General features: G+C 37.3%; 27 protein-coding genes and 1 other annotated feature. Of the genes, 20 read left to right on the top strand and 7 right to left on the bottom strand.

Going from position 1 to position 26886, the window contains the following annotated elements; genetic code table 11:
• The first annotated feature begins 94 nt into the window (after positions 1-94).
• Entirely contained in the window at positions 95-1813 is a 1719-nt protein-coding gene (locus I5435_RS14985) for an HD-GYP domain-containing protein (protein WP_024363025.1), read from the top strand.
• A gap of 110 nt (positions 1814-1923) precedes the next feature.
• Entirely contained in the window at positions 1924-2691 is a 768-nt protein-coding gene (locus tag I5435_RS14980; protein ID WP_337983874.1) for a GNAT family N-acetyltransferase, read from the top strand.
• Between the two features lie 175 nt (positions 2692-2866).
• Here the strand turns inward: I5435_RS14980 and I5435_RS14975 are convergent, their stop codons facing one another.
• On the bottom strand, positions 2867-4252 hold the full coding sequence (locus tag I5435_RS14975; RefSeq protein WP_024363023.1) for a glycine--tRNA ligase: 1386 nt from the start codon (positions 4250-4252) through the stop codon (positions 2867-2869).
• A gap of 166 nt (positions 4253-4418) precedes the next feature.
• Positions 4419-4595 (bottom strand) — a binding site (T-box leader).
• Between the two features lie 137 nt (positions 4596-4732).
• Between I5435_RS14975 and I5435_RS14970 the strand changes: the two genes are divergently transcribed.
• From I5435_RS14970 to I5435_RS14900, 15 genes are all read left to right on the top strand, one after another.
• On the top strand, positions 4733-5365 hold the full coding sequence (locus I5435_RS14970) for a transcriptional regulator CcpN (RefSeq protein WP_024363022.1): 633 nt from the start codon (positions 4733-4735) through the stop codon (positions 5363-5365).
• Between the two features lie 18 nt (positions 5366-5383).
• Positions 5384-6196: a pyruvate, water dikinase regulatory protein gene (locus tag I5435_RS14965; protein ID WP_024363021.1), complete on the top strand. Its 813-nt coding sequence runs from the start codon at positions 5384-5386 to the stop codon at positions 6194-6196.
• Between the two features lie 208 nt (positions 6197-6404).
• Positions 6405-8237, top strand: coding sequence for a DNA primase (gene dnaG, locus I5435_RS14960; RefSeq protein ID WP_029747262.1), 1833 nt, complete (start codon positions 6405-6407; stop codon positions 8235-8237).
• 32 nt (positions 8238-8269) lie between these two features.
• Complete coding sequence (gene rpoD / locus I5435_RS14955; RefSeq protein WP_024363019.1) at positions 8270-9397, top strand: RNA polymerase sigma factor RpoD; 1128 nt, start codon at positions 8270-8272, stop codon at positions 9395-9397.
• 285 nt (positions 9398-9682) lie between these two features.
• Positions 9683-10246 (top strand): hypothetical protein, encoded by a 564-nt coding sequence (locus I5435_RS14950; protein WP_024363018.1) that lies wholly within the window; start codon positions 9683-9685, stop codon positions 10244-10246.
• Between the two features lie 489 nt (positions 10247-10735).
• Positions 10736-11086 (top strand): cytochrome c550, encoded by a 351-nt coding sequence (gene cccA, locus I5435_RS14945; protein ID WP_024363017.1) that lies wholly within the window; start codon positions 10736-10738, stop codon positions 11084-11086.
• A gap of 158 nt (positions 11087-11244) precedes the next feature.
• Positions 11245-11937 carry a tRNA (adenine(22)-N(1))-methyltransferase gene (locus I5435_RS14940; protein WP_108029797.1) on the top strand — a complete coding sequence of 231 codons (693 nt, stop codon included), beginning with the start codon at positions 11245-11247 and terminating at the stop codon, positions 11935-11937.
• A gap of 1 nt (position 11938) precedes the next feature.
• A complete protein-coding gene (locus tag I5435_RS14935) occupies positions 11939-13060 on the top strand; it encodes a Nif3-like dinuclear metal center hexameric protein (protein ID WP_108029796.1) in 1122 nt (373 codons plus the stop codon).
• A 15-nt stretch (positions 13061-13075) separates the two neighbouring features.
• Complete coding sequence (locus I5435_RS14930; protein ID WP_025220024.1) at positions 13076-13300, top strand: hypothetical protein; 225 nt, start codon at positions 13076-13078, stop codon at positions 13298-13300.
• Between the two features lie 251 nt (positions 13301-13551).
• Positions 13552-13743, top strand: coding sequence for a hypothetical protein (locus I5435_RS14925; RefSeq protein ID WP_337982523.1), 192 nt, complete (start codon positions 13552-13554; stop codon positions 13741-13743).
• Between the two features lie 81 nt (positions 13744-13824).
• Positions 13825-14247 carry a lactococcin 972 family bacteriocin gene (locus tag I5435_RS14920; protein WP_337982522.1) on the top strand — a complete coding sequence of 141 codons (423 nt, stop codon included), beginning with the start codon at positions 13825-13827 and terminating at the stop codon, positions 14245-14247.
• Between the two features lie 88 nt (positions 14248-14335).
• Complete coding sequence (locus tag I5435_RS14915) at positions 14336-16348, top strand: hypothetical protein (RefSeq protein ID WP_337982521.1); 2013 nt, start codon at positions 14336-14338, stop codon at positions 16346-16348.
• A 21-nt stretch (positions 16349-16369) separates the two neighbouring features.
• The gene (locus I5435_RS14910) at positions 16370-16996 is read left to right on the top strand and encodes an ABC transporter ATP-binding protein (RefSeq protein WP_108029792.1); all 627 of its coding nucleotides are present in this window, start codon (positions 16370-16372) and stop codon (positions 16994-16996) included.
• Positions 16997-17143: 147 nt separating this feature from the next.
• Positions 17144-17392, top strand: coding sequence for a DUF2164 domain-containing protein (locus I5435_RS14905; protein WP_337982520.1), 249 nt, complete (start codon positions 17144-17146; stop codon positions 17390-17392).
• 147 nt (positions 17393-17539) lie between these two features.
• A complete protein-coding gene (locus I5435_RS14900) occupies positions 17540-18430 on the top strand; it encodes a PhzF family phenazine biosynthesis protein (RefSeq protein WP_337982519.1) in 891 nt (296 codons plus the stop codon).
• Between the two features lie 85 nt (positions 18431-18515).
• Here I5435_RS14900 and I5435_RS14895 read toward each other — a convergent pair whose 3' ends face one another.
• Both I5435_RS14895 and I5435_RS14890 read right to left on the bottom strand, forming a co-directional pair.
• Positions 18516-18713: a YwbE family protein gene (locus tag I5435_RS14895; RefSeq protein ID WP_024363006.1), complete on the bottom strand. Its 198-nt coding sequence runs from the start codon at positions 18711-18713 to the stop codon at positions 18516-18518.
• Positions 18714-18763: 50 nt separating this feature from the next.
• Positions 18764-19300, bottom strand: coding sequence for a tubby C-terminal domain-like protein (locus tag I5435_RS14890; RefSeq protein ID WP_108029789.1), 537 nt, complete (start codon positions 19298-19300; stop codon positions 18764-18766).
• 55 nt (positions 19301-19355) lie between these two features.
• Between I5435_RS14890 and I5435_RS14885 the strand changes: the two genes are divergently transcribed.
• Positions 19356-19484, top strand: coding sequence for a hypothetical protein (locus I5435_RS14885; protein ID WP_258842304.1), 129 nt, complete (start codon positions 19356-19358; stop codon positions 19482-19484).
• A 530-nt stretch (positions 19485-20014) separates the two neighbouring features.
• On the opposite strand, the gene I5435_RS14880 is transcribed toward I5435_RS14885, so the two are convergent.
• The gene (locus I5435_RS14880; RefSeq protein WP_024362999.1) at positions 20015-21280 is read right to left on the bottom strand and encodes a dicarboxylate/amino acid:cation symporter; all 1266 of its coding nucleotides are present in this window, start codon (positions 21278-21280) and stop codon (positions 20015-20017) included.
• 259 nt (positions 21281-21539) lie between these two features.
• On the bottom strand, positions 21540-22586 hold the full coding sequence (locus I5435_RS14875; RefSeq protein WP_025220011.1) for a TRAP transporter substrate-binding protein: 1047 nt from the start codon (positions 22584-22586) through the stop codon (positions 21540-21542).
• Between the two features lie 112 nt (positions 22587-22698).
• On the opposite strand from I5435_RS14875, the gene I5435_RS14870 reads away from it, so the two are divergent.
• A complete protein-coding gene (locus I5435_RS14870; protein ID WP_428842421.1) occupies positions 22699-24279 on the top strand; it encodes an ATP-binding protein in 1581 nt (526 codons plus the stop codon).
• A gap of 55 nt (positions 24280-24334) precedes the next feature.
• A complete protein-coding gene (locus I5435_RS14865) occupies positions 24335-25036 on the top strand; it encodes a response regulator (protein ID WP_024362996.1) in 702 nt (233 codons plus the stop codon).
• A 132-nt stretch (positions 25037-25168) separates the two neighbouring features.
• On the opposite strand, the gene I5435_RS14860 is transcribed toward I5435_RS14865, so the two are convergent.
• Positions 25169-26137, bottom strand: coding sequence for a 4-hydroxy-3-methylbut-2-enyl diphosphate reductase (locus tag I5435_RS14860; protein ID WP_024362995.1), 969 nt, complete (start codon positions 26135-26137; stop codon positions 25169-25171).
• Between the two features lie 69 nt (positions 26138-26206).
• A complete protein-coding gene (gene vrrA / locus I5435_RS14855; RefSeq protein ID WP_337982518.1) occupies positions 26207-26740 on the bottom strand; it encodes a VrrA/YqfQ family protein in 534 nt (177 codons plus the stop codon).
• Positions 26741-26886: the final 146 nt, after the last annotated feature.

The following is a 26886-nucleotide window of genomic DNA, read 5'->3' as shown; positions in this document are numbered from 1 at the left end:
AAACGTACTATTGTACGTTATTAGATTAATGCAGTCCTATGGAAAAGGGAGGGAGGTCACATAATGCTCTAACCATGCGTGTGTGGCTGATAAAATGCTAAAAAAAGTGATATTATGTATTGATGAAGTAGAAGCCGGTGATATTTTAGCAGAAGATATTTTTTCCGAGTATCGCCTATTAGCTAAAAAAGATTTAGTGCTAACTGAAAGAATTATTGCATTACTTAAACTTAGAAGAGTAGAAGAATTGTCAGTTTATCTATCATCAGATTCAGTAAGAATTGTTCATGATTTAAGTATACAACGTACAATGGAGTACGAAGATATTTTTGCACCACTGTTGGAGAAAAATGAAGAGATAGATGAATATCAAGTAGCGGTCAGTAATCTATTTATGTCAACGTTAGAAAATGTTGTACATGAATTACGTTATGGTCAAATATTAAAAAGTACGCAGGATACGGCATATGTCAGAGGTATATTTGAACGGATTTTAGCAGAAAAGAGTCGCTACGATTTGCTTATGCGTTTAAAGGAGTGGGATGAATACTCATTTGTCCATTCCTTTGATGTCTTTGTTCTTGGAACAATTTTTGCAAGACAATTAGGCTTAACGGACATTGAGATGCTTGCCAGAGGTTATTTATTTCACGATATCGGCAAAGTTTTTATTCCACAAGAAATCTTAAGTGTAAAAAGAAAACTGTCCGAAGATGAATTTGATATAGTCAAAACACATACGACGAAAGGCTACGAGCTTCTTATAGAAAATGGTGAAGCTGATATTGCCTATTTGGCGCGCGATCACCACGAACGCTTTGCTGGAAAAGGGTACCCTAACCAACTGTGTGCAGATGATATGAGTGAAGGTGTTCAGTTATTACAAATTATTGATGTCTATTCTGCAATGACCTCAAAGCGTGTATATCATTCTGGATATGGTGCGACGGATGCTTTAGCAGTTCTATATCGTGATCGGCATTTATATAATGAAAAATTTATGAACAAATTTGTAGAATGTCTTGGCATCTATCCTGTAAACTCAGTTGTGTTACTATCAGATAATCGTAGTGCTCAAGTAGAGCTTGTCTATGATATGTTCCCAACATTGCCGAAAGTAAAGTTACTAGATGAACAAACGTCCATGAACTTACCACTGAATTATAGTGTCAAAATTGTTAAAATGATTGATTATCGTGCCAATAGTTTTGAGGAGATTTTTAATTTATTTATCGAGCAGTTGATACGTAATGATGAAAATTCTTTAAGGGTACATTTCAATAAATTGATTGACCATTTACATCCGAAAGAAATTGTTTTAAAAATTTTTCTCCCAGCTTTTCGTATTCTTCGACTACTAACGAGAGAAATACAAACCGATATGAAGAAATATAAAAATTCCATACTCATATTAAATAAATTGTTGGAAGAACAATTAAATGTTTTGTACATGGATTATCAGCATGAGCAAACAACTATTTTAGTTGTTGAAACGGCTGTTCGAGAAAATTTTTTCATCAAACTTGTTCAGAGTATTTTGTATATTGACAAAATTGTACCATTCTTTATCAATCCGGGAGATGACCAGCGCATTACGCAACTAATGGAGCATTGTGGAGTCAATGTTGCCTATTTTATTGAGGAAGAATTGACGATAGACAGACGAGTGCGTCCTATGCGCGAAGGGACATTTCTCTATTACTCTCTAAGTGATATTGAGGAACTGTTAGTAAACTTAGTAGGGATGAGTATGAAAAAGTTTCTATTTGAAGAAAAAATGCAAGAGCGATTATTTATATCGTTAAAAGCATAAAGCAAGATATTTATGACGACCAAATCAACAGTTGATTTGGTTTTTTTTGTAAGCTTGCAAGAGGGATTAGATAAGGCAGTTGCAATTTTAAAGGGGGAGTTCGATTGGCAATTGATAGTATCATCGAATTGAATGAACAAAATATTGTTCAAAGTGGATGCTTTTGTCTACGCAGTAATCCACATGCTACAGGATATATAAATAAAAGTAACTGGCTTTATGAAAGATTTCATGAAGGATTAAAGTATATAAAAATAATGGACAATAATAAGCAGGCAGGTTTTATTGAGTATACACCGATTGAGTATTCTTCAAGGGTTGTGTTTGGTGAAAACCATGTTGTGATTCATTGTTTGTGGGTAAGTATTACTGGAAAGGGCTATGCCTCGAAATTGATTGATAGTTGTATAGAAGATGCAAAGAAACAACAGAAATCAGGTGTCATTGTCATTACAAACGCAAATAGTTCGTGGGTTCCGAGTAAGCAAATTTTTTTGAAACATAACTTTAAAGAATTAGAGCAGGCACCAAATGGATTTGAATTGCTCGTTTATAAGTTCAAAAATGCACCAAATCCATATTTTCCGAACGATTGGGATAAGCGGCTAGCATCTTATCAGGAGCTAACAATATTCCGAACCCCTCAATGTCCCTTTGTAGATATTGCAACGGATAATGTTGTAGAGGCTGCAAAAAAACTAGGCATTCATGCTGAAATCATTGATGTGCAAAATAGAGAAGAATTAGTCAGACTTTCTCCTACGCCTTATGGTGTCTATGGAGTCATCTATAAAGGAAAATTACTAGCCTTTCATCGACTTACTGTGCATTCGGCGATAAAGCGTTTAAAAGCCTTTCATCCAATTGATGGTAAATAGAGCGCTAGTTTTAAAAGCGGAAGTAGGCAGTGACTCTTGTAAACAACTAGACATACACTAGTGTTACAGCTTACATGTATGCCCACAAAAAGCATCGCCGAAGCAAAAACGTGTTAGATTGACTGTAATCAATCTAACACGTTTTCTTTGCTTAAAACCTAACTAATCGTTTGAATTAAAATTGAAGATGCTTTTCGATATATGCTTTCACATCAGCGATTGGCATACGTACTTGTTCCATTGAATCACGATGACGAACAGTTACTTGACCATCTTCTTTTGAATCGAAATCGAATGTAATACAGAATGGCGTACCGATTTCGTCTTGACGGCGGTAGCGTTTACCGATTGATTGAGACTCATCAAAATCAACAGGGAATGATTTACGTAACGCTGACCATACATCTGCAGCTTCATCAGATAATTTTTTAGAAAGTGGAAGAACAGCTGCTTTAAATGGTGCTAAAGCAGGGTGGAAACGTAATACGGTACGTTTGTCATCACCTTCAAGCTCTTCTTCATCATAGGCGTCACATAAAAATGCTAATGTCACACGGTCAGCACCTAAAGATGGTTCGATACAATATGGTACATAACGCTCGTTTGTTACTGGATCAATATAAGTGAAATCTTCGCCTGAATGTTCCATATGTTGTTTTAAGTCGTAGTCTGTACGATCAGCTACACCCCAAAGCTCGCCCCAGCCGAATGGGAATTTAAATTCGATATCAGTTGTTGCATTTGAGTAATGCGATAATTCATCTTCCTCGTGGTCACGTAGACGCATAGAATCTTCTTTCATACCTAAGTTTAACAACCAGTTTTTACAGAATTCTTTCCAATAGGCATGCCACTCAAGATCTTCACCAGGCTTGCAGAAAAATTCAAGCTCCATTTGTTCAAATTCACGAGTACGGAATGTGAAGTTCCCTGGCGTAATTTCGTTACGGAAAGACTTCCCGATTTGTGCGATACCAAATGGTGTACGTTTACGCATAGAACGTTGTACGTTTTTAAAGTTAACGAAAATTCCTTGTGCTGTTTCTGGACGAAGGTAAATTTCATTTGTTGAAGATTCTGTTACACCTTGGAATGTTTTAAACATTAAGTTGAACTGACGAATATCAGTGAAATCTGCTTTGCCGCAATCAGGGCAGACAACATCGTATTTCACCATTGTTTCTTTCATTTGATCGAATGTCATACCATCAACGATAATTTCATCACCTTTTGCTAGCGCAGCATCTTCAATGATTTTATCTGCACGGTGACGCGCTTTACAAGCTTTACAGTCTACCATTGGGTCGTTGAAGTTGCCAACGTGACCAGATGCAACCCATGCTTTTGGATTCATCAGGATAGCCGCATCGATTCCAACATTATGTTCAGATTCTTGGACAAATTTTTGCCACCAAGCTTTTTTGACATTGTTTTTTAATTCCACACCCAGTGGACCATAATCCCAAGTATTTGCTAAACCTCCGTAGATTTCAGAACCCGGGAAGACAAAGCCACGATGCTTTGCTAAAGATACAATTGTTTCCATTGATTTGTTAGCCATAATAATAGCCTCCTTCGTAATTTTTCCTTGCATTTGAGTGAAACGTAACTGTCTGATAGGACGAATAGATAGACAACAATCATGATAGATTACCCTCATATTTGTTGAAAATAAGAATTCGCCATATCCAAAATAAAAATAGCACCCGTCTCCGGGCACGAAAATGCCCAGGGACGAGTGCTAATACCCGCGGTTCCACCCTGATTGTTTTAAACGCTTTGTTTAAAACCTCTTTTCAAAAAGTTAGCTCAAGGAGTGCCTTTCTCTGTTGCTATGTAGACTTTCACCATCTTCTACTCGCTAAATAAATGAACAGATACTTTTTTCCTATCATCGCCTGTATAACGCAAGATTGCTCGAAAATACATGGAGAGCAAGCGTCTGTGTCAATATTGTAGCATGTAGTTCTTTTCTTCGCAATAACCATTAAAATAGTATATAATAATTGAGCATAAGTATAACACTATTAGATTTGAGGCGGTGAGTCCAATCGAACTCAATAAACGTCAGGAAGACATTTTACAAATTGTGAAAGAGAACGGCCCGATAACAGGGGAACATATTGCAGAACGTCTCAATCTGACAAGAGCGACTTTAAGACCAGATTTAGCCATTTTGACAATGGCTGGCTTTTTAGATGCTAGACCAAGAGTTGGTTATTTCTATTCTGGTAAAAAAACATCCGTAACATTAACGGATAGCATTAACAATTTAAAAGTTAAAGATTTTCACTCTGGACCTGTTGTTGTACCTGAAACAATGACGGTGTATGATGCCATTTGCTTCATGTTTTCAGAGGATGTCGGGACCCTTTTCGTTGTCGATAAAAACGAATTTTTGACAGGTGTTCTGTCTCGTAAAGATTTACTGCGTACAAGTATTGGCACGCAGGATTTAAATAAAATTCCTGTACATATTATTATGACACGAATGCCAAATATCTCGTACTGTGAAAGATCCGATTCGTTAGTTGTTGCAGCTAATAAGCTAATAGAACGAGAAGTAGATTCATTACCGGTAATCGAACCACAAGAGGGTGGATTGACGATTGTAGGTCGTCTCACTAAAACGACCATTACACGTGCTTTCCTGTCGCTTGCGCAAAATGTCTAAAAATTGAAGGGGAACAGCATGAAAAGACTACGAGTTTTTGTTGTATCTGATTCAGTCGGCGAAACTGGGGATCAAGTAGCCAAAGCCGTAATTAGCCAGTTCCGACCAGGCTTGGAAAATACGATTATTCGGCGCTTTCCACATATTCAAACAGAGGAGCTTGTTCGAAAAATTGTGTGCCTCGCTGCAAAACAGAAGGCATTTGTTGTCTATACACTTGTTCGACAAGACATGCGTACATTACTACATGATTTATGTGAGAAAGAAAAAGTACATGCTGTAGATATTTTAGGACCAGCGTTGAAATCGATGGCAACCTTTATGGAAGAAATGCCATTAGAGACACCGGGCATTGTGCATCAACTTGATGACGACTATTTTAAAAAAATTGAGGCGATAGAATTTGCGGTGAAATACGATGATGGCAGAGATCCACGAGGCTTATTGCAAGCTGATATTGTACTTGTGGGTGTTTCACGTACATCAAAAACGCCTCTTTCACAGTATTTAGCACATAAACGTTATAAGGTGGCAAATGTACCATTAGTCCCGGAGGTCGCGCCACCAGAAGAATTATTTAAAATCGATCCGAAGAAATGCTTTGGTTTAGTTATCTCTCCTGATAAATTAAATTCAATACGAAAAGAAAGATTAATGACATTAGGGTTAAATGATGATGCCATCTATGCTCAGCATGTCCGTATTTTAGAGGAGATTCAACATTTTGAACAAGTTGTTGAGAAAATAGGTTGTAAAGTGATTGATGTAACAAATAAAGCTGTAGAGGAAACAGCGAATATTATTATTGAACAGCTAGCAAGTTGTAAATAAGAAACCAAATTGTGTAAACCACCTCGGGGTAGTAGAGGCGGTTTTTTTGAGTGGGTTTTGAAATTGGTATAGATAAATACTAATTTTTGTTTTATAATAATAAAATTGTGGTAAAAATATTTAAAAAGAGAAAAATCCTATTTTTTTGTCGAGAAATAAAGGATTTTTAAAACGGATATCGAATTGTGTTCTAGAACGTAAATTAAAGATGGTGATGAATTTGGCAGGGAAAATACCAGAAGAAGTGATTGAGCAGATTCGTACACAATCGGATATTGTCGATGTTATTAGCGAATATATGCAGCTAACAAAGCGCGGGCGCAATTGGTTTGGTCTCTGTCCTTTTCATGGAGAACAAACGCCATCTTTTTCTGTGTCAACCGACAAACAGATTTTTCATTGTTTTGGTTGCGGTGCAGGCGGTAATGCCATTACTTTCGTCATGGATATCGAAGGGATTTCTTTCCCAGATGCAGTCGTCAAACTAGGTGAACGTGTGGGTGTACATTTAGATGTTGGTCCAACTTTGCCTCAAGCGACGACAAAGATTTCAAAAGCGGAAGAAAGGATGAAAGAAGCACATGCTTTTGCGGCAGATTTTTTTCATCATTTATTGCTGAACACAGAAGATGGGGAAGAGCCTTTAAATTATTTGCTAGAAAGAGGATTTACAAGGGAACTTATCGAATCTAATAGCATTGGATGGTCTCTCCCAAGCTTTGATGCATTAACGATATTGCTTGAAAGAAAAGGTTATAACTTACAAGAAATCGCAGATAGTGGTCTAGTAATCAAACGTGAAGGAGAAGAACGCTATTTTGATCGTTTTCGGGGACGTATTATGTTTCCAATTCGAGATGAGAACGGTAAAATTATTGCCTTCTCAGGGCGAATTCTGTCATCGACAGGTGAAGAGGCAAAATATTTAAATAGTCCAGAATCACCAATTTTTCAAAAGAGTGAAGTGCTATATAACCTAGACAAAGCACGAACCTCTATTAGAAAAAATCGTCAAGTAGTGTTGATGGAAGGTTTTATGGATGTTTTAGCTGCAACTTCAGTTGGTGTAACAAATGCCGTAGCAACAATGGGTACTTCGCTTACGAATCAGCATATCACAAAGCTAAAGCGCTTAGTAGAGCAAGTTACGATTTGCTATGACGGTGATAATGCTGGATTTGATGCGGCGAAACGAGCGGCACAGTTATTACAAACGGAGCGCATGAAAGTGAATATTGCGGTGATACCAGATAAACTAGATCCTGATGAGTATATTCAAAGTCTAGGTGGACAGGCTTTTAAGGAACAGATTTTGGAAAACCCACATACGTATATTGCTTTTATGATGATGCATGCTAGACGAAATAAGAATTTTCAGTTTGAAAATGATACGCTTCAATATATTCAAGAAGTACTCGAACAATTAGTGGGTAGCTCCTCACCGATTGAACGAGATTTGTATATCCGACAGCTATCGAATGAAACAACGATTTCGGAAGAAGCAATTTATGCCCAATTCCGAAAACTAGAGGCAAATCAGGTACGCACTGCGAAAGTGGAAATGCCAACGCATACACCTTCGATGCCAGTCACGCAGCGACAAAAGCCTATGGACGCAGCAGAACGTGCCGAACGTTTATTACTGGCTCATATGCTTCATAATATAGATGTAGTGGACAGGGTATTACGTAGTGAGCAAAAAGAGCCTTTTGTACGAGATGCATATATGGCAGTTTTTGTTCGATTGGTAGGATTTTATGAGGAATATGGTCATCCAGATTATCAGCGCTTTGTCGAGATATTAGATGACGCTGAATTACGCAAAATTGTGATGGAAGCTGCTTTAGTGGAAAGGGATCCAGACCAAGCAGAGTCAGAGGTTACAGATTCTATTCGACAGCTTCAAAAATATAGAATTGAGCAGGAAATTCATCAAAAGATGCATGAGTCAAAGGAAGCGGAGAAGATGCACGAGTATGCGCGTGCACTTGAAATCGCCCAACAGATTATTCATTTAAGAAAATCGTTATCGGCGATTTAACCCGATTCGGTTGTTTAGAAGGAGGAAGGTTTATGGCGGACAAGTCTGAACGTTCAAAAGAGGTAGAAGTAGAAATTACATTAGATGAAGCAAAAAAATTACTACAAGAAAAGGCGAAAACAGAAGGTGAAATTTCAATGAAAGAAATTTCAGAGAAATTACTGCCCTATGAGTTGGAAAATGAAGAAGTTTTTCATTTCGCTGAAGATCTTGAAAAACATAAAGACATTCAAATTATCGGTAAAGAAGAATTTGAAGAAGAAAGCTTAATGAAAGAAGAAGCTAACGAAGAAACGTTCGATTTAAATGATTTAAGCGTACCACCAGGGGTAAAAATTAATGATCCTGTTCGTATGTATTTGAAAGAGATTGGTCGTGTAGATTTACTTTCTGCTGAGCAAGAAATTGCACTGGCAGAACGTATTGAGCAAGGGGATGAAGAAGCGCGTAAACGTTTAGCTGAAGCGAATTTACGTCTTGTTGTATCAATCGCCAAACGCTATGTGGGCCGTGGAATGTTATTCCTTGATTTAATTCAAGAGGGGAATATGGGACTTATTAAGGCAGTTGAAAAATTCGACTATCGTAAAGGTTTTAAGTTCTCCACTTACGCAACATGGTGGATTCGTCAAGCGATTACACGTGCGATAGCAGACCAAGCACGTACAATACGTATCCCTGTGCACATGGTAGAAACAATTAACAAATTAATTCGTGTGCAACGTCAATTATTACAGGACTTAGGTCGTGAACCGTCTCCAGAAGAAATTGGCGAGGAAATGGATTTAACACCTGAAAAAGTACGTGAAATTTTAAAAATCGCGCAAGAACCAGTATCTCTTGAAACGCCAATCGGTGAAGAAGACGATTCACATTTAGGGGACTTCATTGAAGACTCAGAGGCTCAATCTCCTTCTGATCATGCAGCCTATGAATTGTTAAAAGAACAGCTAGAAGATGTATTAGATACATTAACAGACCGTGAAGAAAACGTACTACGTTTACGTTTTGGCTTAGATGATGGACGTACACGCACGTTAGAAGAAGTAGGGAAAGTATTTGGTGTAACACGTGAACGTATTCGTCAAATTGAGGCAAAAGCACTTCGTAAATTGCGCCACCCTTCTCGCAGTAAACGTTTAAAAGATTTCTTAGAGTAAAACAGAACTTCAAACTTATATATGCAAACCCCGCCACTTAAATTTTGTAGCGGGGTTTATTCTTTATAAGCTATTTTTAAAGTAGCTGTCCTTCTTTGGGACATTTAGCAGTTTGAACACTATTAAACCATGTTAATTTAACATAATGATATAAGAGATGTAAAAATACATAATTTGAACGGATGATAAGTTCCGTTTTTTGCGACTTTTTACAGATGTTCTTTCTTTAATTGTGAGATAAAATTGTAGTACAACCATTATTAAGCAATGTTTGGAGAAAATACGATGACAAATCCACGGAAAAAAATTATTTTAAATGAGATATTGTTTTGGAAGCAAAATAAGCTATTACCAGAGCACTACTGTGACTTTCTAGCCACTCTTTATGCAGAGGGAAATGATGTGGAAGAGCTAGAGGAAGCAACTCATAAACAGGCAGTATTGCCTTTAGAAAAACGAAAAATGATGTTCTTCATAGTGGGATTATGCTTGGGTATGCTACTGCTCTTGTATATTTATTTTACAGTCACTTCTTTATTGCTTTTATTAACAGGTATTGTAGCCATTGCTACAATTACATTATTCATAATGGCTTTTCGAGTTGCGACCAAAAATAACTTATTAGCACCTGTCTTTCATATTATTGCTGCTATCTTGTTATTTAGCTTATCTATTCGCATGTATACTACATATTTTAGTGGAAATAATACTGTGCTGTTTGTCATTATCGCTGCAAATTGTGGGGTATGGCTAGTATCAGGTATCAAAATGAAGTTGCTTTATTTCACAGTATCTGGTGGTCTCGGGTTATTAGCACTTATTGGTTATTATTTGTATAATTTTATGTAAAAAAATACACCGCTATGACGAACTTTTCATTCATAGCAGTGTATTTTATTTTTGTAATATAGTAGTATGACTTTTTTAAAAAAGTATAAATAGAAGAAAAAATAGAAAAAACATCGAATAATAATATATCAAAATAATAGTATAACCTATTTGTGAAATTGTTAGGATAAATCAACAGCATAATAGGACATAAAGGTTTTATACGACAGCTATTAAATTTTTCATTGGACGTATATGATTGCCAATATGGTGGCAAAATATTGGCGAGAAGTGAAAGAGTTGAGTTATTAGAAGGTACATTATCAGTCCATATTTTGGGTTTAACAAGACATAATTTATCCAATTGATACAGAAATGTCGAAATTGTTACAAACAAAGGAAAACTTAGCGAATGGGGCTTTTCGTTTCTTGTTTAATGCAGTACAATATTAGATGTTGACTGATTCTATATTATAATAGAAGTAGACTTATTATGAGGAGGGGAAACATATGAAAAACAATCCAGTCGTTCCTTACATCTTGATTCTGGCATTTGGTATAGGTCTTATTTTCTTCATGTCTTTACAAGGCGCAGATAACAAGAAAGAAATTGCTGCTGAACAAGAGGGCGGTGGCGAAACTACAGAAGCTAATGATGATGGTTCTGCATTAGTACAAACTTGTATCGGTTGTCACGGTGGTGACTTAACTGGTGGTGTTGGTCCAAACCTACACGGTTTAGATGAAGCTCGTATCGTAGACGTGTTAACAAACGGTATCGAAGGCACACCTATGACACCAGGAATGAAAAACGAAGCGGAAGCAAAAGCAATCGCTGAGTACATTTCTACTCTAAAATAGTTTTAAAAAATGGCTGTACTAAAAAGTGTCTTTACGCTTTTAGTACAGCTTCTATTATGATGGAGTTGCTCAAAAATCTGAGACAACTCCATTTGTTTTTTTGTTCAACATCATACATACTAGAGTGGACTCTATATTTATAAGGTAGGCGGTTTAAAATGAACGCACAAAAATTATCAAAACGTTTAGAAACAGTGGCAAAATTTGTTCCAACTGGTGCGGTTGTAGCAGATATTGGCAGTGATCATGCATATTTACCATGCTATTTAATTCATAAGGGGATTGCTGCGAGCACAGTAGCTGGCGAGGTTGTAAAAGGACCGTATGAATCGGCGCTAGGACAAGTAAAAAAAGAAGGGTTAACGGAGAAAATTACTGTTAGACTTGCAGATGGCTTAGCTGCAGTGGAGGCAACTGATCATGTAGATACTGTAACAATAGCTGGCATGGGTGGACCACTCATTGTGTCGATATTAGAGAAACATCCACAAAGCTTACAAGGTGTTACACGTCTGATTTTGCAACCTAATATTCATGCAAAAGTTATCCGGGAATGGGCTTTAACAAATAATTGGGCCATTCTCGATGAAGATATTTTAGAAGAAGATGAAAAAATATACGAAATTCTTGTCTTACAAAGAGGAGCGATGACGTTATCTCCATCGGAAATCTTATTTGGTCCTAAATTATTGTTACGTAAAGCACCAGCTTTTTTAAAGAAATGGCAACGAGAAAAAGAAAATTGGCAACGTGTTTTACAGTCCATTGAAGGGGCAGAGCCAACTCTTGAAATTGAGGAAAAACGTGCAGAATTAACAGCACTACTTGAGTTAGTGGAAGGAGTTTTATAGCATGAAATCAGTAAATGGTCAGGAAATTATACAACTATTTGAATCATGGTCACCAAAGCATCTTGCATGTATGGAGAATGATCCAATTGGACTTGCCATTGGAACGTTAAATAAACCTGTAAACAAAGTATTAGTGACATTAGATGTGAATGACGCCGTAGCAGACGAAGCGATTGCCCAAGGCTGTGAACTGATTATAGCGCATCATCCGCCTATTTTCCGTCGACTAGCGAATATTCGTACGGACAATCCCGCTGGACAATTATACGAAAAACTTATTAAACATGATATTGCGGTCTATGCCGCACATACAAATTTAGATGTAGCGGAAGGTGGCGTCAATGATTTATTAGCTGATGCATTGCTGCTCGAAAATCGCTCTATTTTACAAGAAACGTATGCTGAGGATGTTTTAAAACTAACCGTTTTTGTACCGACTGCCGATGCAGACGTGCTGCGTGAGGCATTAGCAAAAGCGGGAGCAGGTCGTTTAGGTTCTTATGAAGCGTGCAGTTATACATCGAGTGGAGAAGGGCGTTTCCGTGCACTTGAAGGGGCAAATCCGCATGTTGGTTCTATTGGAGAATTACATGTCGAGGAAGAAGTCAAAGTGGAAGTGGTTTTGCCCGCGTCCATTAAAAACCGCGTATTGAAGGCACTGTTAAATGCCCATCCATATGAGGAGCCTGCGTATGATATCATTCGCTTGGAGCAACAAACGAATCGTATGGGATTAGGTCGTGTTGGCTATTTACCAAAAGAAATGCTGTTACAAGATTTTGCAGAGTTTGTAAAGAAACAACTAGATGTACCAACTGTTCGTGTTGTCGGCGATTTGCAGTCAACAGTAAGAAAGATTGCACTAGTCGGTGGAGATGGAAATAAGTATATTTATACGGCAAAGCGTGCAGGTGCCGATGTCTTTTTAACAGGCGATATGTATTTCCATACGGCACAGGATGCACAAGCAATTGGTTTGCAAATTGTAGACCCAGGTCATCATGTTGAAAAAGTAATGATTACGGGTGTTGCGAAAAAAATGGCAACATTGTGTGAGACCAAAAAATATAGAGTAGAATTTGTCCAATCTACTATTCATACAGAACCATTTTTATTTGTTTAAGAGAGGGGAATACATGTGGCAAATGGGAAACCTGCTGGGAATAATGCAGGCAAGTTATGGATTATTATCGGCTTACTAATTGCTGTGTTTGGTGGCGGTATGACACTTATGACAAATATGATGAATGAGAAAAAAATAAATGCCATGACTGCGCAATGTGAAAACGATGGAGGCAAAGCCATCGTGTCAAAAGAAAAGAGCTTTCTAGCAACAAATTATTCGTTTGAATGTAAAAAATAGAATGATTCGCATATGAATGAACGCAACTTTTAAAGGAAGTTCCTTTAAAGGTTGCGTTTTTTTGTTATAGTCTTACAGATAAATCTACTATTTTTTTATTGTTATATAAATATTAAGAATATATTGATTTTTCTATTATCTTATGCTATATAAAAAATAATTAAATGAGAATCCATTGAGAATGTAAATTGTAGGAATGTGGAACAGTGTTGACGATAACAAAATGCTAGAAATAGGAGGTATATTTCTATATGAAAAGAGGCGATAAAATTAAAAAGATTCCAGCACCATATGTTTATCTAATGCTAATATTTATTTCGTTACTATCATTAATCAGGGATTATGAAAGTACGCCTATTTGGATAAAGGTTTTTGGGATATTTGGCATTTTAGGATTTTCCGTACTCACATATTTGGAGAGAGATAAATTTTTTAGAAAGTAAAGTGTTCTATCAATTTCTATCCATTACATAATAAAAAATAGCCATAAATTCTTCCTTGTCAAATGAAAGGAGGTGAGCCATATGTTAGCCAAAAAAACTGTGAGGGTGAAAATAGTAGTGTTAGCGTTGGTGGCATTATTGTTATTGCCATCTGGCGTTTTGGCAGTGTCCCATAAAGCTATTCAGGAACCTTTAATTGCTACAACATCAATGGTTGCCACACAAAGTGATCAATTCAACCGCGGAGACATTTCCCGTAAATGGCTAGCACCAGGACCAATCACGCAATATCCAAATGAAGGTGGCACGTGGGAGTATGGATTTTGGGATGTTAAAGTGCGTTCCTACTACACAGTGGATCGCTGTCATGGAAGCACGGTAAATCTGAATGGTAATATATCAAGATCAGCTGAAACTAGAGCAGGAAAAAAATCAATTGCTGAACTTTGGGCGGTGCAGTTACCTACCCATAATGATCGATATTACTATTGGGTATGCGATTAAGTACTAAAGCTTTAATCCTTTTGGGGCTTGGAATGTCTTTCACAGTAGGCTTTCCAAGCTTCTCAATAAAAGATTAGGGGGAGTGGTTATGCTTAAAAAAGCAGTGCAACTGACATCTTTGATTTGTGTAATGCTGCTGTCTCTGCTTATTTTTCAATATACGTCACTTATCCAACAGCGGCTGCCATTAGGCACGACCCATCAATTTGATTTAAATCTTGCTGAAACTACTATTGCAAAAGATCAATTGGTTTCGGATCTTAACCGACTAACAGATCAATATAATGCAATTGTAGTCAAAACTTCAGTAGATCCAGAAAACTACAACAACAAAAAAGATATCATCTATTTCGGTACTGCAAAACCAGCATTTCATGGCTTGCTTATAGAGCAGAATGCGATTAAGTGGTTCGAATCTGCTCTAACAGGTGACTTGCTTTCAACTGCAGAAATAGGCACCCGTTCTTTATCAGGCACCTATGCTTTTAACGCTGGAAAAGATTTTCAAGTAGCAGTAAATGATTGGGCGCAACAGCATCAAATTGGGCTTTTATGGGTTCCAGAACCATCTATACTAAGAATCATTTTTGCATACTTATTTCAAAATGGTACAGGAAATGCAGTGCTCGCTTCCTTGCTGTTATTAGTAACGACCATTAGTACGTGGATATTTCAACACGCAAAAGCAAGGTCTATTCGATTATTAGGCGGTGTCAAAACAAGGAAAATCCATGTGGAGGATACAACGACAATTTTATCTTATATCTTTGTCGGATTTTTGTTAGGTTTGTTCATTTCATTAGGCTATGTAGGTGTCGTAAAGGACATTCGACAAATTCCATTCGTATTGAATCCTCTACTACTTTGTCTAATACTATTCTTAATTGGCGTTGCCATCATCACAGCATTGCTTTCGCTAATTGCTAGTCCAAAAGCTGCCCATATAGCCAAAAGACAAATTCCGTTGAAGCGGTTTTCCATAATGGGAAAGCTAAGTCATGTTCTTGTTATAATTTTATCGCTAATTGTTATCCCGACCATTATCACATCTATACTAATAACCAATCAACTGTCAAAAGACTATGCGCTTTGGGACAAAATGCACAATATCGTTCGGCTATCCATGTCTGACTTGGATTCATTAGAACAAGAGTCGACACTTCCCGAGGTAGAAGCTTTTTTTTCTAAAATGCAAAAAGCTAATAATGTAAGCCTTTCTTACGTTATTGATAAAGCAATTTTTTTAGAGCCATCTGAGATGAGTGGCTATGATCATATTATTATGACAGATCGAGCTTGGATTGATTTGCTAGAAATAGGTGTGGAAACAGAAGGCAAGGGCGGGAAACTCATTGCAAAAAATGTTAAAGATTTACCAGATGAATTGGCTTCCTTTTTAGAAGGGCAAATTCCGCTATGGACGAAACATAATGATGTTTATCCAGCGCAAGGTTTAACTTTTTACGAATATGTGGGAACGAAATTTCTTGCATTACCACCAAATGTTGGTTTAGCAGGGGAAACAGTGCAAGCAGAAAATCCGTTAGTTATACTGATAGATGGTCAGCTAACAGACATTGTAAAAACGAAAGGGTTCTTAATATCTTTAGCTTCTAGTGGAAATATCGTTTTTTTTGATGAGAATCATTTACAAGCAGCTTTAGCTAACTCCGTTATGAAACCTTCTATCACGTCGATTAATGGGATAGCAGACGTTGCTTTGGAAACGGCTCAAAGGTTTAAACAACAATACGTTTACTATATTGTATCAGGAATACTTATTGTCGTAACAATGCTGTTGACTGCTATATTAAATGGCAGACTGTGGGCAGGCACGAATGGTAAACGTATTTTTACCTTGCACACCTTTGGTTACCCATACACATCGATTATTAGACCGGCTTTAAAGCGACAACTAATGACAATCATTTTAACAACAATTATCGGTTCCATAATTGGTTATTTTATCCACTATATGCAACTTAGCGTTATACTTTCATCTGCATTGCTTGTCGGAATCTTATATTGGCTAGGTAGTTACATTTCCTTTCAAAATTCCGCAAAACAAGCATTTTATCGTACGAATCATCGGCACAATTAATGTCTTAAAGGAGTAATGAATATGATTATTCAAACGAAAAATATTGGCATTGAAATTAGTGGCAAAACGATTTTTTCTAATATTTCTCTTGAGATCAACCCGAATGAAATGATTGCCATTACCGGTCCATCTGGTAGTGGCAAAACAACACTGTTAAATTGTTTAGGGCTTATCCAATCAGTTAATAGCGGGGACATCCTAATAGAAAATCAAAATGCTAGTAAATGGAAGGAAAAAGAAAAAACAAGTTTTTGGAAAGATAAAGCGGCATTTATTTATCAAGATTATGGGATTATTGAGGATGAAAACATTAGTTATAACGTGACATTAAATAAGCAACAAGCAAAGGCAAAGATTGTGGAGGAAATTCTACATACGGTTGGACTTGGGGGAAGAGGTCAGGAAATGGCGGCTGTGTTATCAGGAGGAGAAAAACAGCGTCTAGGCGTAGCACGCGCCATTTATAAGAAAGCCACAATTATCTTTGCGGATGAACCAACAGCCTCTCTTGATCAATCGAACAGAGAAATCATTATTAATCTACTAAGAAAGTGTAGTGAAAACGGTGCTAGTGTGATTATTGCAACGCATGATGAAAGGCTTGTAAGTGTTTGTGATCGAAGTATAAATTTGAATCCATTTATGTAAGAGAAGCGAAACGGTGGATTATTGTTCTGATGTTCCAGCGCTTCATGACAGCCTACATTTAAATGCGATTAAAATAAAAATTCACTATACAAATTTCTACCTTCGTCTATACTTGATTTAACGCAATGCAGAAGGGAGTGGCGAATTGTGTTTATTCGTTTAACTAAGGAGCAACAAGAACAAATCATCGCTGATATACAACGCTTTTTCTATAATCAACGTGAAGAGGATATTTCCGATTTTGAGGCAGAAAGGGTATTTGATTTTATAAAAGAGAATATTGCTCCATATATTTATAATGCGGCCATTTCAGATGCAAAATATGTAGTGGAAAGTCAATTATCAGCGCTGGACGAAGAACTGATGGCTTTGGAACGCCCGATAAAAATAAAATGACAGTGCCAGTCACCCAAACAATTATGAAAATTCAAAGAAACTTCTCCATAGGATAATCAAATGCATTATGATAAAGGTAGCAGAATTCATTAGAAAAAAGTTCTGGCAAATACCATGATAACATTCTAACAAAAAGTGGGGAAGTTTATGCAAATAGTAACTGTTCAACATTATGATGCATTTAGTACGGAGCCTAATAAGGGGAATCCTGCTGGGGTTGTAGTGGAAGGAAGCCAATACAGTGAGCAAGAAATGCAAGAGATTGCTAAAATGGTAGGCTTTAATGAAACTGCCTTTGCCTTGCCATCTAATCAAGCAGACATACGTATCCGATATTTTACACCAGGGCACGAGGTGGATTTATGTGGACACGCCACAATGGCAACCATTTATGCTCTACAAACACAAGGGTTTTTAGCAAATAAATCAAGCATTACAATTGAAACGAAGGCGGGGATATTGCCAATCCTGCTGGAAGAAAAAGAGGAAAAGCTATACATAACAATGCAACATGCGGCACCACAATTCGTAGATTTTAACGGTTCTAAGGCAGCGCTTGCACAGTCGATTGGTTTAAACGAAGATGAATTACATGCAGAATTACCCATTGTCTATGGAAGCACAGGCTTATGGACTTTATTATTACCTGTCCAGCACTTAGCCTCGTTTGAAAAAATGAGTCCACAAACTGCTACATTTCCGTCTATATTACAAGAAATGCCAACAGCATCGTTGCATCCATTTTGTTTACAAGCATTCGATAAGTCGGCAGATATGCATGCTAGACATTTTTCATCGCCATACTCTGGCACAATACAAGATATCGTAACGGGGACGGCTTCAGGCGTCATGGGAGCATATTACGCAAAGTACATCGATTCTGAAGTGTTATATCCAAAAACACTCGTTGTTGAGCAAGGTCAAGAGCTTGACCGAGATGGTCGCGTCCATGTTCATGTAAACAAAGTAGATGGTGAATTGGACATTTCAATCACAGGAACAGCTGTCTATGTAAAGGAATTAAAAGTCCAAATTTAAGTGCCAGTCACTCAAACAATTCTCACACAATTTCAAACAAAAGAGACTGTTCTTTATTAGAACAGTCTCTTTTGTTATACGTTCTTTACTTTTGTAGTATGTCACACACTCTACCTATTTGGCCATCTGTTAAACGAACTTTAATACCATGTGGATGGTTCGAGGAGTTGGTTAAAATATCTTTCACGATACCTCTCGTTTTAACACCTGTTCGCTGATCTTTTTTAAGAATTATATTGACCTCTAGGCCCGGATAAATATCTTTTCGATTTTGACCGTTCATACTGTACCTCACATTTATATAGCATGACTCAAATTATAGCATATGTGTCGTTAGTTACCTATGGCAAATAGAGATTGAAAAAGTGAGGCTACTAAAGCGACAAATAAAGTATCATCTGATTGAAACAGTTTAAAGACAATTCCTTCGCGACGAATCCCACTATCTACAAAGCTTGCACTCGCAATTTTTTCATCATTGCAATATAAAAATGCGGTTGAAGTAAAGTCTTTCTCAAAACGAAAGACGAGGCCATCCATTGTAAAGGAATAGGAAGATTCCAATAATTGAACCGTTTTTCGCTGAATAGGTATCATGCTTCCATCTGGCATGATTAAGTGATGGCTTACACCTTGTGTTATCAGTGTGGAACGCACTTGAAAAAGAGCTTCTCCTTTCGTAGTGCACGTTTCATAGCGATGTGGCAACGATTGTTGTGTTGCTACTAGTGCAGCTACATTCAGTACTTTTACAATATTGGAACGTTCGACAGGTTGGAGAATACAAACTGTTTCATGGTGACTATTTAGGATAGGGTACTTTGACGGTCTATCAAATGCTTGGGAATATGTAAGTGTAAATGTTGCCATAAAAAAACCTCCAATTTACTTACTATACGAGTAAGCAAGACTGGAGGTTTCATTATTGAGTGTTGGGAATCATTTTAACTTTGTGCATGCTGTCTGCTCCGAATCGATCATTTTCCCTGGCAATGTCGGCACAATCAATACGCTAAAAGAAGTGATTGAAGTGTTGGAAGGAGAAATAAAGTAACCATTTTGAACATATTTAACCTTTTAGAGAAAAGATAAACCGAACTTCTTGCTACTAATGAAGGCGTTACGGTTTTTCTTTTTATGTTAAAATAGTTATTTATTCCATAGAAAAGGGAAGTGGAAAAATTGATGATTTGGTGTACATTCTTTCCTATGTTTCAGCGAACTAGGAAAAGTTTATGCTGAAAACGGCTTTGCAGGCATTTTTTTGTTCGTTAGTCCTACATATACTATTCGTTTTCATTATGTATGGATGGTCATATATTAAAGAGATTTTCGGAAAGGTAAAACTAGGGGAGAGATATGTAGCAGAAAGTCATACCGATGTGATGTTCGTTTTTATAGGTTCCCCGATCGTTTTTATAGTGACGTCGTTTTTGGGAATAGCAATAGTAAGTGCTTTTCTGATTCGCTTGACTAAAAAATTTCTTAAGACACGGGGCGTGCAAGAAAACTAGCAAAAGGATTGACTTACTATAAAAAAACATCCAATCTACTAACTTTACTAGTAGATTGGATGTTTTATGTTTAAGCGTTGTGAATCATTTCACCTGAAAGAGCGCGTTTTTCTTGGTCCGTATCAAATTCTTTTTCCATCTTCGATACGACAACTGTTGCTACACCGTTACCAATTAGGTTAGTGACAGCACGAGCCTCAGACATAAAGCGGTCTACACCTATTAACAGAGCTATACCTTCTACAGGAATCATCGGGAATGCAGCAAGTGTTGCAGCTAGCGTAATAAAGCCTGAGCCTGTGACACCGGCAGCACCTTTAGAAGTTAACATTAAAATCCCTAGTAAAGTAAGCTGATGCCAAATATCTAAATCTACCCCATAAGCTTGGGCAATAAAAATAGCCGCCATGGATAAATAAATGGAAGTACCGTCCAAGTTAAAAGAATAACCTGTTGGCATAACAAGTCCAACAACTTGTTTTGAACAACCGTAATTTTCTAATTTGCGCATCATAGAAGGTAGCGCAGATTCTGAAGAAGAAGTACCGATTACGATAAAAATTTCATCTTTGATGTATTTAATAAATTTAAAAATATTAAAGCCAAAGTAACGTGTAATTAAACCAATAATGACAACAATAAATAGGAACATTGTAAGGTACACAGAGAGCATTAAGAAACCTAAATTACCAAGCGATTTTAAACCGAAGTTCCCAATTGTGTAACTCATCGCACCAAATGCACCAATTGGAGAAATTTTCATCACCATATTGACAATTTTAAAGAAAATATCTGCAACGTGTTCAAAAAATTTGATAACAGGTTTTGCTGGTTCACCTATAGCAGCAGCAGCTAAACCGAATAATACTGCAGAAAATAAGACAGGCAATAACTCGCCATTTGCTAGTGCACCAACTACATTATCAGGAATAATTTGCATTATAAATGCTCCAAATCCATGCTCAGCAGCAGCAGCTTGCTCTGTATATTGAGCAACATCTGCAGCATTGGCTGCATCAGTATTAAATCCTTTACCAGGTTGAATAATATTTACTACAAGTAAGCCAATCGCAAGTGCGAAAGTAGAGACAATTTCAAAATAAATTAATGCTTTCCCACCAATTTTTCCGACCTTTTTCACATCGCCCATGCTACCAATTCCGATAACGACCGTTAAGAAAATTATAGGTGCAATTAACATCTTAATTAATTTAATAAATATATCAGCTAGTATTTTTAAGCTAGCACCGAACTCTGGGAATGCGGCTCCAACAATAATACCGAGTACGATGGCAATCAGCACTTGTACCGTTAAGTTTTTAAAATTTATACGCATAATACTTCCCCCTTGAAAAATGTATAATTTGTGAACGCTTTCATGTGGTTATCATAGCTGAAATTTTCCGACAATAGTTTTTATGACCGTAAAGTTTCTATTGTTCATTTTGTTCATTTTTCGTTTCGATAGTTTGGAAGTTAGTAATATCAAGGGTTGAAGGCTGTTTTATAGTAGATTGTAAATTATTGAATCTATTATAATACAAAAGAAAAAATCCTCACGAAAAGTGAGGATTTAGCCAAAATGACCAAAAAGTTTAGGGAGAAACAATTTTTTGGATTTCAGATAGTATATGATGCTGTTTGACATCTGCTTTATAGAAATCATAGACAGGAGCTAGTTTTTCTTGAAAACGTTGTCGTTCTGCATCACTCATTGTGTAAATTTCAAAATCGTTCTCTTGTTGTAGTTTACGTAAATCATTGCTGTTCATAAAAACTGCTTGCTTAAATTGCCAGTCAGTAGTTTCTTTCATCGCTTCCATTAGTTGTTTTTGAACTTTGGGTGGTAGCTGTTCCCAAAATTTTTCATTCATTAAAACCGAATAACCTAAAATACCATGTTTAGTTAATGTCATATTTTTTTGAACTTTGTAAAAGCCTTTGGAAAAAATATTAGATGCCGTGTTCTCTTGTGCATCGATAGCGTGTGCTTCAAGGTCAGTAAAAATTTCACTAAAGGAAATCGATACTGGCGTTGCACCTACTAAGCTGAATTGTTTTTCAAGTGTTTTGCTTGGCATGGTACGTATGCGTAACCCTTGTAAATCCTCAAATGAATGAATTGGATGCTCGGCAGTTAAATGTTTAAAGCCATTATGCCAAAAACCGAGGCCGCGAACATTAAAAGGCTTCAGCTCATCTAGTAATTGTTCACCGATGGGACCTGTCAAAACTTCACGTACTTCATCATCTGTATGAAAAAGATAGGGCAGATCAAGTACTTGCCAATCTGGTAGGTAAGAAGTCATTTTAGAAAAAGTAGGGATAATCATTTCAACTTTTCCATCTTGTAACGCTTGGAATTCATTTTCATCGTTATATAGCGAGGCATTTGGATAGACATGTACTTTAACCTTACCATTTGTTTTTTCTTCAACAAGTTCTGCAAATTTAGTTGCAGCTTGTCCTTTCGGCGTATTCTCCGCTACAACATGACTTAAATGGATGGTAATTTGTTTGTCGAGTCCTTTTTGTTCATCATCATACGGCAAGGTTTTCGAAAACAGAAAACCTTGCTGTATACTAAATACAATCGTTAAAACGAAAACAGTGGCAATCGTTCCAAAAATAAAATTTTTCATATAATACACCCAATTGATTCGTATTTTCACATGTTTTTGTTATTCTAACATAGGGAGAAAGCTAATACATAGTAAGAAGGAGGCAATGATATTGAAATTTCAAAAATTATCGATGAAGGGAAAAATCATGTCTCTTACTTTTTTTATACTCATGCTTTCCTTTAGTATTGGTGGTACGTTTTTACTAGGGTTTGTGATGAACGAGCAAAAAGAAAAGTTAGCAGAACAGGCGTTATTGGTAGCAAAAACCGTATCACAGTTACCAGAATTAAAATCGGCCATTGCAAACAGCGATTTTTTAGAAGCAACTAAACATATTAATCCTGTTGTGGAAGAAATTAGGGATATTAACGGAGCACAGTATATTGTGGTTCTGGATATGCAACGACGCAAGTATTCCCATCCGAACTCGGAAGAAATAGGGACCATATCACAGTCAGGTGATTTAAACGCGGCATTTTCGGAGCATTATTATACATCAATTGCGCATGGTGAACATGGTGATATGGTGCGTGCTTTTGTCCCGATTATGAATGATGACGGACGTCAAATTGGCGTAGTGATTGTAGGGTTTAGTGTGTTAACAGTTAGCGAGCTACTATCGTCTATACAAAAAGAGCTAATCATTACATTAGTTATGTCATTGTTATTTAGCGCATGGGGTGCTCAAACTTTAGGGCGACATATGAAAAAGCAAATGTTTGGATTAGAACCACACGAAATTGCTAAAATGTATGTGGAACGAACTGAAACATTTAACGCAATGCATGAGGGAATTATTGCCATTGATAAAGAATTTACAATTACAATCTTTAATGAAAAAGCATGTGATATATTAGGCGTAGCACACCGACCTTCGGCATTAATAGGCAAAAAAATCTTCGAAGTATTACCAGATACACGTCTACCCGAGATATTAGCGCTAGATCGCCCACTATATAATCGTGAACTTTATATCAATAATCATAGTATTATGAGCAATCGGATTCCTATACAGGTAAATGGTGAAACCGTTGGTGCGGTGGCTATGTTCAAGGATCGTACAGAAGTGAAAAAGCTAGCCGAAGAACTTACAGGTGTAAAGGCGTTTGTACAGGCATTACGTGTCCAAACGCATGAACATAAAAATAAATTGCATACGATTGCTGGTCTTTTACAGCTTGGCCATTATGATCAGGCACTTACTTACTTAACGCAAGTAAAAGAAGAACATGATGAAATTACGAAGTTTTTAAATGAGCGCATTAAAAATGAAAATATATCGGGTCTATTGCTCAGTAAAATTGCTCATGCGAAAGAGCATGGGATTACACTTGAAATAGACAGAGCTAGTCGTCTGACAACATTTCCGAAAAATTTAGATCATCACGATTTTGTTATTATTTTTGGGAATCTAATCGAAAATGCCTTTGATGCATTAAAGGATAGTCCGATGGAAGAAAAGGTTGTGCATATTTCGGTGGATGAAGATGAAGATGTACTGGCAATATTAGTAACGGATAACGGTGTCGGCATGTCAGAGGCAGTAAAGGCACATATTTTTGATAATGGCTATTCGACGAAAGAAAAAAAGGGTCGAGGAATTGGACTATATTTAATAAAAGAAATTGTCCAAAAAGGACAGGGTGAAATTGAAGTAATAAGTGAGCCGAACAAAGGGACGAGCTTTTTATTAACATTTTATCATTCTTAATATACAGCGATTTTTTCGCTAATGAGTTGTACTAGAGTATATGGAGGGCTTGACAGTGACACAAATAAACGTGTTATTAATAGAGGACGATCCGATGGTGCGGGAAGTAAACCGTCAATTCATCGAAAAAGTAGCCGGATTTGAGGTAATAGGACAAGCCTCAAACGGCGTAGAGGGCATAGAGCAAATTTGTTCACTACAACCAGACCTTGTATTTATGGATATTTTTATGCCAGAGCAGGATGGCCTAACAAGCTTGCGGAAAATTCGAGAATTGAAAATACCAGTCGACGTTATTACCGTAACAGCAGCCAATGATATGGAAACCGTTAAACAAGTTTTGCACCTTGGTGTCTTCGATTATATCATGAAGCCTTTTTCATTTGAGCGCGTACAAGGAACGCTGGAAAATTACAAGCGCTTTAAGCAACAAATGCAAACAGAAAGAGAATTTACGCAAGGAGAGCTCGATCAATTATTCCATTATCATAATGAGCAAGAAAAACGTGAGCTAGCAAATGAAGAAAAGTCTGAAAAAACGTTGCCGAAAGGCTTTAATCGAGCAACACTTGAAAAAGTGGTTCATTATTTACAATCAGTGGACGGTGCATCAGCAGAAGATGTTGCCAGTGGGGTGGGCATTGCGCGTGTAACAGCAAGACGGTACTTAGATTATTTAGAAAAACAACAGGAAATTACGATGGATGTCCATTACGGTGGCATTGGTCGCCCAATTAATTATTATTTTAGTAAATGACACTAAGGTGTGCTGAGCGGAAAGTAGCGCCGAAGCGGACAACAACGGCGTAGCAAAAAAGTGTTAGATTGATGACAATCAATCTAACACTTTTTCGTTTTGTTCAAGTACTTTAACATCGCCCTAAGTCAATTAGTAAGGCATAATTTTATCGACAGGTTTAGGCGTTTTAATTTTTGGTAAAATTTTATCAAGTGTCACCGTCCGTTGGATCGTATGCGTTGTTTCGTCTTTTTCATCGAATTGCTCAAGGAAAGTAATAACCTCTTTTACAATAGGGGTTGGAGTTGAGGCACCGGCAGTGACAGCAACAGTATTAATTCCTTTTAACCAATCAATTTTAAGCTCCGAAACGTCTGCAATACGATACGAAGGTGTGCCAGCAATTTCTACTGATACTTGTGTAAGACGGTTTGAGTTATTAGATTTTGGATCACCAACAACAATTAGTAAATCAGCTTCCCCTGCTTGTTTCGCAACTGCTTCTTGACGTACTTGTGTCGCTAAACAAATTTCTTTATGAACTTCGATATGTGGGAACTTTTCTTTTAAACTATCCATTAAATGTGCAACGTCCCATTGACTCATAGTCGTTTGGTTCGTGACGAGCAATTTATCATTCGTTAAGTTTAATGCATCGATATCCGATGAAGATTGTACTAAATGAACATGGTCTGGAGCAACACCAATTGCCCCCTCTGGCTCTGGATGACCTTTCTTACCGATATAAATAATATCATAGCCCTCAGCTGATTTTTCACGAATCAAATCGTGTGTTACTGTTACGTCAGGACATGTAGCATCAATGGATACTAGGCCTTTGCGTTTCGCAATTTCACGAATTTCAGGTGAAACACCATGTGCTGTGAAAATAACAGTGCCTGTTTCAACCTGTTCAATAATTTCTAAGCGATTATCACCATCTAGTGTAATGATACCATCCTCTTCAAAGGCATCTGTAACATGCTTATTGTGCACAATCATCCCTAAAATGTAGATAGGTCTTGGTAATGTTTTATCGAGTGCGGCGTTACGTGCAATGACCATCGCATCAACAACACCGTAGCAATAGCCACGTGGATTAATTTTTAATACTTGCATGGTTGTGACTCCTTTCAAGCTTACCTACCTACATTATAACGGACAGGCACGGCGAATACAAAGAAACCTTCACTCCATAGGTGGCTGGAAAATGCGCGGCTTCGATGGAAGTGGTTGTCGCGGAGTAGTCGACGCACTTTGTTGTGTTGAACGTCTAGTTCTTGTTGAACCTGCGACATTGCTAGCAGCGGCTGCATCAGTTGCTGCCGCACCCGCCGCCGCTCCAGCTGCAGGGAGCCCTGAAAAACCTTTATATAGTTTTAATAGTGAAGGAATGTTTTTTACCATAGGCATTGCTTGTTGTATATAAGGGGTATACGTTTTGGCAGAGTTAAATAAACTATTTGCCTGTTGTAAAAATGAACCGATTTTAGAAGGCTCCTGTACAGGTGGTGTCGGCATTTGCCCTCCGAATGCCCCCCTCATGCCCCCAGACATTGGAAAGCCACCTGGAATTCGTGGTTGAGGAAAGCCTCCAGGCGGGTAAAAGGACTGCGGTGGCATTTGTGGAGGTGTTGGCATCCGCATTTGCATGGGCATTTGCGCAGGCATTTGCATGCCATTTGGATACATAGGGAATTGATAAGGTGGTCTAAATACCATAATGATCTCCTTTCATTGTACGTTTTTCATTGATGACATACCTGATTATAGATATGATATGCAGACGCTGATGTTAGCGTTCGACAACGACTAATAACTAGAAAGTGGAAGAAATCGTAAGGAATCATGAAAGAACAGCTGTAAAT

It is taken from the genome of Lysinibacillus sp. C5.1 (assembly GCF_016350185.1).
GTDB lineage: Bacteria > Bacillota > Bacilli > Bacillales_A > Planococcaceae > Lysinibacillus > Lysinibacillus sphaericus.
This window is presented reverse-complemented; position numbering and strand designations above follow the sequence as displayed.

What these genes read in the sequence shown, in the direction of transcription:
- I5435_RS14985 (WP_024363025.1), top strand. Translation starts at nt 95, where the DNA reads ATGCTAAAAAAAGTGATATTATGTATTGATGAAGTAGAAGCCGGTGAT.
- I5435_RS14975 (WP_024363023.1), bottom strand. Translation starts at nt 4,252, where the DNA reads ATGGCTAACAAATCAATGGAAACAATTGTATCTTTAGCAAAGCATCGT.
- I5435_RS14965 (WP_024363021.1), top strand. Translation starts at nt 5,384, where the DNA reads ATGAAAAGACTACGAGTTTTTGTTGTATCTGATTCAGTCGGCGAAACT.
- dnaG (WP_029747262.1), top strand. Translation starts at nt 6,405, where the DNA reads ATGGTGATGAATTTGGCAGGGAAAATACCAGAAGAAGTGATTGAGCAG.
- rpoD (WP_024363019.1), top strand. Translation starts at nt 8,270, where the DNA reads ATGGCGGACAAGTCTGAACGTTCAAAAGAGGTAGAAGTAGAAATTACA.
- I5435_RS14950 (WP_024363018.1), top strand. Translation starts at nt 9,683, where the DNA reads ATGACAAATCCACGGAAAAAAATTATTTTAAATGAGATATTGTTTTGG.
- cccA (WP_024363017.1), top strand. Translation starts at nt 10,736, where the DNA reads ATGAAAAACAATCCAGTCGTTCCTTACATCTTGATTCTGGCATTTGGT.
- I5435_RS14940 (WP_108029797.1), top strand. Translation starts at nt 11,245, where the DNA reads ATGAACGCACAAAAATTATCAAAACGTTTAGAAACAGTGGCAAAATTT.
- I5435_RS14935 (WP_108029796.1), top strand. Translation starts at nt 11,939, where the DNA reads ATGAAATCAGTAAATGGTCAGGAAATTATACAACTATTTGAATCATGG.
- I5435_RS14925 (WP_337982523.1), top strand. Translation starts at nt 13,552, where the DNA reads ATGAAAAGAGGCGATAAAATTAAAAAGATTCCAGCACCATATGTTTAT.
- I5435_RS14920 (WP_337982522.1), top strand. Translation starts at nt 13,825, where the DNA reads ATGTTAGCCAAAAAAACTGTGAGGGTGAAAATAGTAGTGTTAGCGTTG.
- I5435_RS14915 (WP_337982521.1), top strand. Translation starts at nt 14,336, where the DNA reads ATGCTTAAAAAAGCAGTGCAACTGACATCTTTGATTTGTGTAATGCTG.
- I5435_RS14910 (WP_108029792.1), top strand. Translation starts at nt 16,370, where the DNA reads ATGATTATTCAAACGAAAAATATTGGCATTGAAATTAGTGGCAAAACG.
- I5435_RS14900 (WP_337982519.1), top strand. Translation starts at nt 17,540, where the DNA reads ATGCAAATAGTAACTGTTCAACATTATGATGCATTTAGTACGGAGCCT.
- I5435_RS14895 (WP_024363006.1), bottom strand. Translation starts at nt 18,713, where the DNA reads ATGAACGGTCAAAATCGAAAAGATATTTATCCGGGCCTAGAGGTCAAT.
- I5435_RS14890 (WP_108029789.1), bottom strand. Translation starts at nt 19,300, where the DNA reads ATGGCAACATTTACACTTACATATTCCCAAGCATTTGATAGACCGTCA.
- I5435_RS14880 (WP_024362999.1), bottom strand. Translation starts at nt 21,280, where the DNA reads ATGCGTATAAATTTTAAAAACTTAACGGTACAAGTGCTGATTGCCATC.
- I5435_RS14875 (WP_025220011.1), bottom strand. Translation starts at nt 22,586, where the DNA reads ATGAAAAATTTTATTTTTGGAACGATTGCCACTGTTTTCGTTTTAACG.
- I5435_RS14870 (WP_428842421.1), top strand. Translation starts at nt 22,699, where the DNA reads ATGAAGGGAAAAATCATGTCTCTTACTTTTTTTATACTCATGCTTTCC.
- I5435_RS14860 (WP_024362995.1), bottom strand. Translation starts at nt 26,137, where the DNA reads ATGCAAGTATTAAAAATTAATCCACGTGGCTATTGCTACGGTGTTGTT.
- vrrA (WP_337982518.1), bottom strand. Translation starts at nt 26,740, where the DNA reads ATGGTATTTAGACCACCTTATCAATTCCCTATGTATCCAAATGGCATG.